The organism is Paenibacillus sp. EZ-K15, assembly GCF_002573715.1.
Lineage (GTDB): Bacteria > Bacillota > Bacilli > Paenibacillales > Paenibacillaceae > Paenibacillus_AQ.
In genome coordinates this window covers 1-12,576 of the sequence record NZ_PDHM01000027.1, presented here as the reverse complement: position 1 = coordinate 12,576, position 12,576 = coordinate 1, and the positions used below count along the sequence as shown (strand labels likewise).

The 12,576-nt window shown below is 49.6% G+C and carries 6 protein-coding genes; 5 read left to right on the top strand and 1 reads right to left on the bottom strand.

Translation table 11 applies throughout. The features are described 5' to 3' along the window. Positions 1–123 precede the first annotated feature (123 nt). The 5 genes from pcrB to CRG97_RS29790 all read left to right on the top strand — a co-directional run bounded on the left by pcrB (position 124) and on the right by CRG97_RS29790 (position 10,718). Entirely contained in the window at positions 124–813 is a 690-nt protein-coding gene (gene pcrB, locus CRG97_RS29810) for a heptaprenylglyceryl phosphate synthase (RefSeq protein ID WP_098749131.1), read from the top strand. Positions 814–1,062: 249 nt separating this feature from the next. Continuing rightward, positions 1,063–3,390: a DNA helicase PcrA gene (gene pcrA, locus CRG97_RS29805; protein ID WP_098749130.1), complete on the top strand. Its 2,328-nt coding sequence runs from the start codon at positions 1,063–1,065 to the stop codon at positions 3,388–3,390. Positions 3,391–3,429: 39 nt separating this feature from the next. Then, positions 3,430–5,445, top strand: a complete 2,016-nt coding sequence (gene ligA / locus CRG97_RS29800; protein ID WP_098749129.1) for an NAD-dependent DNA ligase LigA — start codon at positions 3,430–3,432, stop codon at positions 5,443–5,445. Between the two features lie 362 nt (positions 5,446–5,807). Beyond that, positions 5,808–10,358, top strand: a complete 4,551-nt coding sequence (locus CRG97_RS29795) for a S8 family serine peptidase (protein ID WP_098749128.1) — start codon at positions 5,808–5,810, stop codon at positions 10,356–10,358. A gap of 162 nt (positions 10,359–10,520) precedes the next feature. Next, entirely contained in the window at positions 10,521–10,718 is a 198-nt protein-coding gene (locus tag CRG97_RS29790) for a hypothetical protein (protein WP_098749127.1), read from the top strand. Between the two features lie 58 nt (positions 10,719–10,776). On the opposite strand, the gene CRG97_RS29785 is transcribed toward CRG97_RS29790, so the two are convergent. Then, positions 10,777–12,033, bottom strand: coding sequence for an MFS transporter (locus tag CRG97_RS29785; protein ID WP_076326485.1), 1,257 nt, complete (start codon positions 12,031–12,033; stop codon positions 10,777–10,779). Positions 12,034–12,576 lie beyond the last annotated feature (543 nt).

Here is a 12,576-nt window from a genome sequence, read left to right as displayed (position 1 = left end):
CTCCTACATCACAATTACCAAAAAAATGTTCGTATTTTATGCGAACATAAATTGACTTGCTTACCGTGCTAGCATAGACTTATTTTAGTATAATAGTAACCCGTGAACGTGGAGGAATGACGCTTGAAAGAGATGATACAATCCTGGAGGCATGTGTTTAAGCTGGACCCCGACAAGGAGATCGATGACGAGACCCTTGATGTGGTATGTTTGTCAGGAACCGATGCTATTATGGTCGGAGGCTCAACCGGAGTCACTTATGAAAATACCGTGGATCTGCTGTCCCGAGTTCGACGTTACGAGCTTCCGTGCGTGCAGGAAGTATCCGATCTGGAAGCCGTTGTACCCGGATTTGATCTATATATGGTCCCGATGGTCATGAATACGCAGGATCCAACCTGGATCATGGGCCGGCATCGCGAAGGAATCGAACGCTACGGGTATATGATACCGTGGGATCTGGTTGTGACCGAAGGGTATATCGTGTTGAACGAGAACGCCGCGGTGGCGAAGTTGACCGGAGCAGAGACTTCGATTGATGCGAGCAGAGCCGCTGCTTATGCGCAGATTGCGGACAAGCTGATGAATCTTCCGATTGTGTATTTGGAATACAGCGGCGCCTTTGGGGATATGGAAACTGTCCGCACAGTGCGCAGATCGCTGGATAACGCCCGTTTGTTCTATGGTGGCGGAATAACGAATGCCCAGCAAGCGTCGGAAGCAGCAGCTATCTCTGATACGATCATTGTGGGCAACGTTGTGTATGATCACCTGGAGCAGGCGCTCGAGACGGTCAAGGCCGTCAAGGGCTGACTGGTCTCGGTTATATGATCTGCTTAAAAAAATTGAGGCGCGTTACGCTAACCTCAATTCTATAATAGTTACTTTTCCATCCAAGCAACGCAGAACTCACAGTGTCCTAGATACAGATATGTCGTAATCTATATTCATATTCATTCTCTTTTAATTTTATCTATCTGCTAGACCCTATCTCATTTTTCGATTATGATCGTTACCCAAGTTTCTCCCTTATCAAATCTACACCTATTAGGAGGCAACACTATGCATTCCATTGATATACACGACGCCGTCAGCCGTCTGAATCCACAGCAGCGTCAAGCCGTTGAAGCAACCGACGGACCGCTGCTCATTATGGCGGGTGCCGGCTCCGGTAAGACGCGGGTGCTGACGCACCGGATCGGTTACTTGATCGCCACGCGCAAAGCTGCACCATGGAGCATCCTTGCGATTACATTTACGAATAAAGCAGCCCGCGAAATGCAGGAGCGGGTATCCAAGCTGGTTGGCCGCGAAGGCCAGGACATTTGGGTATCGACGTTCCACTCGATGTGCGTGCGGATTTTGCGTAGAGACATTGAACGGATTGGTTTCACCTCGAATTTCAGTATTCTGGACTCGACGGATCAGCTGTCGGTTATTCGGAACGTAATGAAGCATCACAATATCGATACGAAGAAATTCGAGCCGAAGGCGATTCAAGGGGCCATGAGCGCCGCCAAGAATGAGCTGATTTCCCCGCAGCAGTATGAACAGAAAGCCGGAGACTATTTTGAATCCCTTGTAGCCAAGGTATATACCGAATATCAGAAGCGCTTGAAGAGCAACAATTCGCTCGATTTTGACGATCTGATCATGACCACGATTCAGCTGTTTAAGGAAGTGCCGGAGGTTCTCGACTTCTACCAGCGGAAATTCCAGTACATCCACGTGGATGAATATCAGGATACCAACCGGGCGCAGTACATGCTTTGCCGGATGCTGGCGGACAGTCATCATCGCATCTGCGTTGTCGGGGACAGCGATCAGTCGATCTACCGCTGGCGTGGCGCGGATATCACGAACATCCTGAATTTTGAGCAGGATTACCCCGAGGCGCGGACGATTCTGCTTGAGCAGAATTACCGTTCTACAGCGAACATTTTGAACGCTGCCAACAATGTTATTGGCCTGAACACAGGCCGCAAGCCGAAGAATCTGTGGACCGAGCAAGGTGAAGGACCGAAGATTAAGGTGTTCCGTGGGGATACGGAGCATGATGAAGGGTATTTTGTTACCTCGGAAATTAGCAAGAACATTAACGCCGGCAAGAACTATCAGGATCATGCGATCCTGTACCGGACCAATGCGCAGTCCCGGGTTATCGAAGAAATTCTGATCAAGTCGGATATTCCGTACCAGATCGTCGGCGGCATCAAGTTCTACGATCGCAAAGAGATCAAGGACATGCTTGCTTATCTGCGCTTGATTTCCAACCCGGACGACGATATCAGCTTGACACGGATCATTAATGTGCCAAAAAGAAGCATCGGCGACACAACCGTCGGGAAGCTGGCTGCTGCAGCCGCAGAGCGGGGTATCTCGATCTTCCGCGTTCTGGAAATCGTGGACGACCTCGGCTTCGCCGGACGGACGCGCAATGCGCTAGTGGGCTTCTACGACATGATTGCCGCGCTCAGCCGAATGGTCGAGTTTCTGTCGGTGACCGAGCTTACGGAAAAAATACTGGAGATGACCGAGTACCGTCTCGAGCTGCAAAACGAGAATACGATCGAATCCAGATCCCGCCTTGAGAACATCGACGAGTTTCTGTCGGTTACGCAAGAGTTCGAGAAGAACAACGAGGATAAATCGCTCATCTCCTTCCTCACGGATCTTGCCTTGATTGCGGACATCGACTCGATGAACGATGATGAAGAAGATCGAGACGATGCTGTCGTGCTCATGACCATGCACAGTGCTAAAGGTCTGGAGTTCCCGGTCGTATTCATCATCGGCATGGAGGAAGGGGTATTCCCGCACAGCCGTGCCTTTATGGATAACGAAGAGCTGGAAGAGGAGCGCCGGCTTGCTTATGTAGGGATCACGCGTGCGGAGAAGCAGTTATTCCTGTCCTGTGCGCGCATGCGTACTCTATTTGGCCGCACGACGGCGAACATGCCTTCACGATTCCTGGAGGAAATCCCGGAAGAGCTGAAGGAAGACACCCAGATGGCACATGACCGCTACCGCCGCGGCGGTAGTAATGTGGGCGGATCTTATGCAGGACGCGGTTTCAGCGGTGGTGGAGGCAGCAACTTTGGCGGAGGCCGTACCAATGACCTCTCCCTTAGCGGATCGACTGCTTCCGCGCAAGCCGCACCGAAGAGCCGGGTGACGATGACAACTGGTGCGCCATCCCGTTCGGCAGCTTCTTCGGACAACGGCGATTTTAAAGCCGGCGATAAAGTCGCCCATGGCAAATGGGGAACCGGTACGATTGTAGCGGTCAAAGGCAGCGGCAATGACATGGAATTGCAGATTGCATTCCCGGCGCCTGTGGGCGTGAAACGTCTGCTTGCCGGCTTCGCGCCGATTACGAAGGTGGAATAAGGGTTACAACTTATATTATTGAAGGAGGATTGCCCCTGCATGGATTTCAAGGAAAAGATGGAGAAGCTCATTGCGGAGCTGAACAATTACAATTACCATTACTACACGCTGGATCAGCCGCTTGTAAGCGACAAAGAGTATGACGCACTGTACGACCAGCTGGTAGCGTTGGAGGCAGAGACCGGCGTGACGCTTCCGGATTCTCCTACCCAGCGGGTGGGCGGGGAGATTCTGAAGGGTTTTGCCCCGCATCGCCATTTGGCTCCGTTATGGAGCCTAGATAAGGCTCAGAACATCGAGCAGCTCCGTACCTGGCATGATCGCGTCGTCAGGCTGGTCAATGACTACAATACTAAGAATCCCGGCAATCCTCTGCCGACGCCTTGTTATGCACTGGAGCTGAAGTTTGACGGGTTGACGCTTAATCTGACCTATCAGGACGGTAAGCTGGTTCAGGCGTCGACACGGGGCAACGGTGCGGTTGGCGAAGGCATTTTGGCTCAGGTGAAAACCATCAAGTCGGTGCCGATGACGATCCCGTACACGGAAGGTACGATTGAAGTGCAGGGCGAAGGCATCATGAACCTGTCCGTGCTGGACAAATACAATCAAACCGCGGCTGAGCCTCTCAAAAACGCGCGCAATGCCGCAGCAGGGGCACTCCGTAATCTTAATCCGAAGGTGACGGCCGAGCGTAAGTTGAACGCCTACTTCTATAATGTAGGTTATTCAGATGGAATCACCTTTGCCGATCACAAGGAAATGATGGATTTCCTACGTGAGAACCGACTCAAGGTCAATCCGTACATTTTCTATTTTGAGCAGTTTGATGACGTGATGGAGCAATTGGCCGATATCGAGAAACGCCGTTCCGAGCTCGATTATCTCATCGACGGAGCGGTGGTGAAGGTTACTGATTTCCGCATCCGCGAGGCTCTTGGATATACCGACAAGTTCCCGCGCTGGGCAGTCGCTTACAAATTCGAAGCGGAAGAAACCACGACCGTGCTGCAGTCGGTAAGCTGGAATGTGGGGCGGACTGGAAAAATCACACCATTAGCGCGAGTAGAGCCCGTTGAGCTTGCCGGAGTCACCGTGCAAAATTGTACGCTGAACAATATCGGGGATATTGAGCGCAAGAACCTCAAGTTCGCGCTGGGCGCGCGGGTCTTCATTCGCCGTTCGAATGACGTCATTCCCGAGATTCTCGGGAAAGTAACCGAGGAGCAGGATGGGGAAGAGATCCTGTTTCCGGAACAGTGTCCATCCTGTGGATTTCCGCTGGAGCAGCGCGGCGCCCACCTCTTCTGCAACAACAAGACAGGTTGCAAGCCGCAAATCGTAGCCCGCATCACACATTTTGCTTCCAGGGATGCCATGGACATTGAAACGTTCAGCGACAAGACTGCGATCCAGTTATACGACGAACTGGGCGTGCGGGAACCGGCTGATCTTTATACGTTATCTTTTGATAGTTTGTTGAAGCTCGAGCGCTTCGGTGAGAAAAAAGCGCAGAATCTGCTGGATGCCATCGAGAAGAGCAAGGAGCGGGATCTCGCATCCTTCCTCTTTGCACTGGGTATACCGAATACCGGCAAATCCACAACCAAAATGCTGGCTGATCATTACCGTGATCTGGACCGCGTGATGGCGGCAACCGCAGAAGAATTGGTCGAGCTGCCGGACGTAGGCGGCATCGTGGCCGAAAGCATCGCTGGATACTTCGCGGACCCGTTTGCGCAAGCGAGCATTCAGAAGATGCTTTCGCTGGGTGTCCAGGCGAAAGCACCGGAAGCACCGAAGCCGGTCAGCACCGATTCTTACTTCAGCGGCAAAACGGTCGTGCTTACAGGCACCCTCCATCTGCTGACCCGCGAAGAGGCAACCGAACGCTTGGAAGCGCTCGGTGCCAAAGTCACCGGTAGTGTGTCCAAGAAAACCGACCTCCTCATTGCAGGCGAAAAAGCCGGCAGCAAGCTGACCAAAGCCCAGCAGCTCGGCATCGACATCCTGGAGGATGAAGAAGAGTTTGTGCGGTTGCTGAACGAATCATAGGATCGACTGGATATATCTTGCAGAATCAGTTGCACCGCTTAGAAACCGAGGCTATTTCATAGTCTCGGTTTTTCTTTTTCCTCGATTTCATTTCTCCTCCCTTACCTCCTATGTAAGCCTTAATTCCTTTGAATCTATGACGTTTCCTGGCATTCGTCAAAACCTCCTATACAATCGACTGGATTTAACAAAAACATACAGAAAAGGATGAAGGAATCTAATTTCAGATTCTAGAATAATTTACCACGGGTCAGTCTTATGCGGAAAGGAGTGGATACCATCGATAGGCAGCACAGTTATGCTGATGACATCCCAGACCCTGAATTGATTGAGAAATCTAATTTTTTGGGAGGGGCAAAGCCTTGAGTAAAAAGTTATGGTCCGCACTACTAAGTTTTATATTAATGCTATCACTGGTTGCACCAGCGGCTGGGGCCGCTCCGGCAGAACGGCAGATCGAACTGGGCAATCAGCTCAGTGCCGATGAAGCAAGGCAGTTAAAGGATATTCTAAAACAGAGAGCAAAGCTAGCGGAGTTTCCCAAGCTCGATCAAAGTCTACAGAAGTCTGCTGGGGGTCCAACAAGAGTCATCGTAGAGTTATCTACTGAGCCAGTGGCTTTGGCAAAAGGCCTATCCTCCATTCAGGGCCAATCTTTTAGTTCTTCGGCAGAGGCGAAGGTCGAAGCCCAAGTACAATTGGAGCAGCAGACTTTTATTCGCAGTCTGGACACGAAGAATATATCACACGAAATTTCGAACCAATACAGTTACGCATTCAATGGGGTGTCCATGGAGATCGATGGCAGCAAGGTTGAAGCGCTGCTTGATATTCCAGGCGTTTTAGGCGTTTATCCCGATCTGGAGGTAACGGTTGGACCGAAGGGCGAAGTGAATCCATATATGAAAGATACGGGGCCATTCATCGGTGCTCCGGAAGTATGGGATCTCGGATATACAGGTAAAGGCATTAAAGTCGGCGTTATTGATACAGGTATTGATTATGTTCACCCTGTTCTGAAAGATGCTTATAAGGGCGGATATGACTTCGTTGACAATGATAATGATCCATATGAGACTACTCCAGTCGACTGGGAAAATGACCCTTCCAATCCCCCAGAGGTCGATGACAGGGGAAGTACGTATTGGACGGATCATGGAACGCACGTAGCGGGAACCATCGGAGCCCGCGATGTCGGCGAATATGGAGTCGTAGGCATTGCGCCGGGCGCGGATATCTATGCTTACCGCGTTCTTGGGCCCTACGGAAGCGGCTATTCCAGCTGGGTGCTTGGAGGTATTGACCGCTCCGTGCAGGATGGGATGGATGTAATCAACCTCTCGCTTGGTAATTCCCGCAATGACCCGGATTATGTAACATCCGTAGCACTCAACAATGCTGCGCTGGCTGGTGTCACGCCAGTCGTTGCAAGCGGAAATACAGGGCCAAACCGCTGGACGGTTGGATCACCGGGGGCGGCGGCTTTTCCGATAACGGTAGGAAACTCTACAGGTCCAAGTGACGAAATTGCGGCAACATCGCACTTTTTCACGGATGGGGAATTGCCGGGTGAGCCAATTAATAACAAGGAGGGTCCGTTGGAGCTTGGAGAAGGACCATCACCATCTGTCACACCTGAAAAGCAGACGGATATAGGAGCACAGGCAGACGAAGCAGTTGGGCCAACATCGACTGAAGATGCCGCACCAAACGATAAATCTGCCCAGGCTGCATTGGCTGATGACACGGCTGTTATATATGAAACTGCACCTTCCGTCGATACGGAGCAGGATTCCAATCCAGTTCAATCGGGAGATGGTGCAGAAGAGGAGCCCGTCACTGATGAAGCGCCTGTTGAATCTGTCAAGGATGTAGAAGTGCCTCCGGCAGACGATGTCACTCCTATTACTGTGGTAGATGCTACGTATAAGCTTGAATTAATGGCTTGGAACCTGGCTGAGGACCCAGAAGTCGTCCTTGATGGAGATTTTGAACTGGTTTATGCGGATCTGGGTAAGCCAGAGGATTTCACAGGTAAAGACGTAGCGGGTAAAATCGCTTTGATTAAACGCGGCGAACTCGCCTTTGTTGATAAAATTGCCAACGCGAAGGCAGCGAACGCGGCGGGTGCCATCGTATTCAACCAGAACCCTGGCCCGGTCGGCGTCTTGCTTGGAGACAGTTTTGCCTTCATTCCAACCTTTAGTATGAGCAAAGAAGACGGCGAATATATTAAATCGCTGCTCGAGGCCAACCCGGACCTAAAAGTGAATTTCACGGATTTTATTAAAAACCGAACAGCAGGCGATGAAATCAATGATTCCAGCTCCAGAGGCCCGGCTAAAAAGACGCTGGACATCAAGCCTGACGTGGTAGCACCGGGAACAAGCATTTTGTCATCCGTTCCGGCGTACGGAAGGGACATTCCAGAAGCAGATTACAGTCAATCCTATGATCGTTTAACAGGTACTAGTATGGCATCCCCGCATGTGGCAGGGCTTGCGGCTCTCATTTTGGAGAAGCACAACGATTGGACTCCATTCGATGTCAAAGTCGCACTGATGAACAACGCCAAAGTACTGAACACCGAGTCCTATGATGTAACGGATCAAGGAGCCGGGCGCGTACAAGCACTTAATACGATCCAGGCAGAGGCTCTGGTGAAGGTCCTGGACAAGACTTCGTATCAGGAGAACGGATCAAGTAAAGAGCAGGATAATATTACGGGGAGCATTAACTTCGGTAATTTTACAGGAGCAGCCGCACAAACTGTTCAGAAGAAAATAAAAGTTGAGCAGATTGGTGAGATTGGCGGTCAGTTTGAGGTTGAGGTTCGTACAACCCAATCAACCCCTGGAGTAGCTGTTACGGTGGATCAACCTTCTTTTGATTTAAGTGGCGAGAAGGAGCTGGTTGTAACGCTTCAAGTTCCGGCAGGTGTATCCGGGGTTTCAGAGCAGCAGGGCTACATTATTTTCAAAAATGATACTCGTACTTACTCTGTACCCTATGTAGCTTACTTTAATCTGGAAATGACCGGTGTCAAATATACCAAGGTTTACAGTGAGACCGAGAACTATCTGGCGCATTTCCCTCTGAACGAACAAGGAGAACTTGGTGAGCTAAATGTAGGTTTTGAATTCTATAATCCTATGGGAATCGTGATCGTAGATTTGTATGATAGCCTTCATCCAGAATCAGGACCAGATCAAGATGGAGTGATTGGGCAAATTTTTGGTACGGATGAGTATCTCTTTAATGCTAATACGGAATATACACTCGACTGGGATGGAGAGTACCACAACTATACATCCGAGGAAATCGAAGAGGTTAAAGACGGCTTGTACTCGGTTGAGCTTCTCTCTCTCGGTACTAATGGGAATATTTATTCCGATTACGCCACAATTCCTTTCTTCGTGAAGAGAACGGCACCAGAGATCAAAACCGAGCTTGATGTCAAAATCTCCGGAAAGAACAATCCTGCATTAACCGGCAAGGTCGATGACCTCTATGTAACGGCTGCTCCAGCAATGTGGGATGAATGGACGATTGATTTTGACGTCAGTGAATGGCTGGATGCCACTTATGTCATTAAAAGAGCTAATAAAACGGTAGCGAAGGAAGGCAGCTTTGATGTCGAGCAGGATGGTTCCTTTAACATTGCATTAGACGGATTGTCTTCTGGCAACTACACTGTCGAGCTTTCCGTCAAAGACCATCAAGGACTTCAAGGAAAAGCTTCCGTATCCTTGCAGCTGACAGGCGCGCCTGGACCAGGCAACCCGGATCCAGGTAACCCAGGTGGCGGATCCGGCGGAGGAGGCGGAGGAGGTTCGTCCTCCGGTGGCGGTTCCACAGGAACTCCGTCCACTCCGGCTCCTGAAGTATCAGGTGATGCCAAAGTAACCACGAAGAAAAATGCGGATGGTACCGAGTCTGCAACGGCTGCTCTGTCTGAAGCTGCTGTTACAGCAGGAATTACCGGAGACGGCAAAGAAGTGAAGCTGGATGTATCGAAGCTGGATTTCAGCAAATACAGCGATGTGGCCCTTACCCTCGGTAAGGCCGCTGTGGATAAACTGAAGGCATCCGGCAAACCGCTTGTTATTACAGGTAACGGCTTTTCCCTGACTGTGCCTGCTGATGCATTGGATGATTTCACAACGAGCAGCGGATTTAGCCTAACGGTTTCTGTAGCTGCAAGCAAAGCAGGATCCGGAAACGCCTTGAATGCTGTATCCCCGATCGTTTCAGTCAAACATGGGGACAAGTTTAAACATCCGCTTTTGCTGACATTGAACTATGACCCAACAAAAGTGAAGGATTCGCGTAAAGTAGGTGCCTACCTGCAGTCGGAAAAAGGAGACCTGCAATCCGCAGGATTGCTGCAATCGGCTGCGCGTGGATCGATCACGTTCCGTGTTAACGATCCAGGATCTTATGTGGCTGCCGAGAATAACGTGACCTTTGACGACATCGTCAGCCACTGGGCTAAGGATGAGATCGAGGTTGCTGCCTCGCAGCATATCACGAACGGTACAGGTGCAGGTCGCTTCTCTCCAAACAATGCGGTGACCCGTGCCGAATTTGCTACACTGCTTGATCGTATTTTCGAGACAGGCATCGATTGGGAAACACGCAGCAAAGAAGCGGGAGCGAAGAATCCGCTGACCCGTGAGGATATGGTAGTTATGATTGCGGAAGCGTTGAAGATAGATTCTGACGCAGGCTCCTTGTCATTTAACGATACGAATCTGATTTCGGAGGATGCACGTGCGGCCGTCGCTTTTGCTGTGAACGAAGGTCTGGTGAAGGGAGTGAACGGCAACCGCTTCGCACCGGGTGAAACTTCCACTCGGGCTCAGGTCTCTGTGATTGTGTACCGTTTGCTCGATTATCTGAACAAGATCTAAATTCGACAGGGTCGAATTTTCACTTAAAAGAAGGGTTTAAAGCAATGGGGAGTTGTCCATGGTTTTTCTTAAACCAGGATAGCTCCCTTTTTATTGATGAGATAAATATTTTGATTTTTAATTTACCGGATGTGCTATATTTTTGGCAGAGAGGTGGTAGTTATGAAGAATAAAAAATGGTTATGTTATATCCCCATATTGATCTTACCGTTGTTTCTTATCATTTTGGTATTAAAAGGCTTGATTCAGTCCAACGGGGGAACGGAAGGTCTCCGCTTAACGATCGAGTGGCTGACGAAGTACGTGCTTCCATGGATATTCCTATACTGGTTTATCAAACTCGTTAGAAAAATAAAATAAAAAACACTCACCAGATGCACGCAAAGTGCGGCCGATGAGTGTCTTTTTTATATGTCGATTAATCTCTCGCCCACTGGTCCAGTTTGTCATCACCGGGAAGAAGTAGGGCAAGCAGACCAAGCAGCGGCAGGAAGCCGATGGCGATCATGACATTGCCGATTCCCCAAGCATCCCCGAGATTACCGAGCACAAGCGAACCGATCCCGCCCATGCCAAAAGCAAATCCCGTAATCAGTCCGGATACCGTACCGATATTGCCAGGATGCAGCAATTGGGCATACACAACAGTAACTGAGAAACTGGACAATAGGACAAATCCACCGATTAGTAGCAATACAGCCGCCCAGAATGGCGAGGCGAACGGCAGAATCAACGCAATGGGTGCCGTACCGATCATGGAGAGCATGATCATATTGCGGCGGCCAAAGCGGTCGGCCAGCGGACCGCCGAAGAAGGTGCCCACAGCTCCGGAAGCGAGAAACAGAAAAATATAGATCTGAGCATTATCAATCGTGATCTTGTATGCATCCATGAGGTAGAAGGCATAATAGCTGCTAATGGCTGCGCCATACCAGGAGCGGATAAACACGAGAATGACGAGCACCAGCGTTGCATTGCGTACGCTCTTGCGGCGGGCGGGGTCGAGCATGCGCCCGGCAGCTTTCTTTTTAAATGTGTAACCAGCCTTCAGCATACCGTGATACCAATGGGCAACATAGGATTGCACGATGATACCAGCCGCAGCAACGAAGGTAAAACCGATCGCGCCAAACTGTCCGAATGGTACGAAAATGTATCTTGTCAGGAGCGGAGCAAGTGATTGTCCGGCATTGCCCCCTACTTGAAAGATCGATTGGGATAACCCTTTTCGCATACCTGCAGCCATATGAGCGACCCGCATTCCCTCAGGGTGGAAGGTCGCCGAGCCTAATCCGATCAGAACGACCGCGAATAGAACCAGGAGATATGTATGTGCATATGCAAGAATAAATACGCCTGCAAACGTGAAACACATACCGATCGGAAGCAGAATCGGTGTCGGCCTTCGATCCGCGGCGTATCCGATAACCGGCTGAATGATAGATGATGTGAAGTTGATAGCAAAGGAGATCCAACCGATCTGAGTAAAGGTAAGCAGCAGATTATCCTTTAATATAGGAAAGATAGCAGGGATCACGGACTGAATCGAATCATTAAACAAATGTACGAAACTGATGGCGATCAGAATTTTATATACGGTGGCTTGATGTGCTTCTCCGTGAGCAGGACTTGGAGTATCTTTGGGCTTTTGGAGAGCGATGCTTTTGTCTGCCATTCGGCGAACTCCTTTCTTATTAGATGTAGTCGGGCTTTAAAAAAGCGATGAACTAACCTTAAAACCTTTTTTATAGGAAATCAATTACATTTCGAGATGATACTTCGTGAATTTGAGGTCCATGATGAAGCACATTTATGAAGAGGCCACCGACAGACTGGGTTACATATCGATCTCTATAAGGTATAAATCATGATAGGATCGATGTTATGCGAAACTTTACATATTTTCTTATAAAAATGCTTGCTATATCTTTTGTACCATGGTATATTACTAACTGTCGCTTTTGACGAAAGCTTTTGAAGCTTGTCGAACGGCGTCGAAAAAAAGTGTTGACATCAAGTTAAAAACTTGATAAGATATAAACCTGCGCTGCTGATTGAAGATGATCGGCAAAGCAGCCAACAAGTTCCTTGAAAACTGAACAAATGGATCACGTCAATGTAACACAAGCAAACGTTAATACGTTAGCTTTGAAATGAGCAAGTCAAACACTTTATTGGAGAGTTTGATCCTGGCTCAGGACGAACGCTGGCGGCGTGC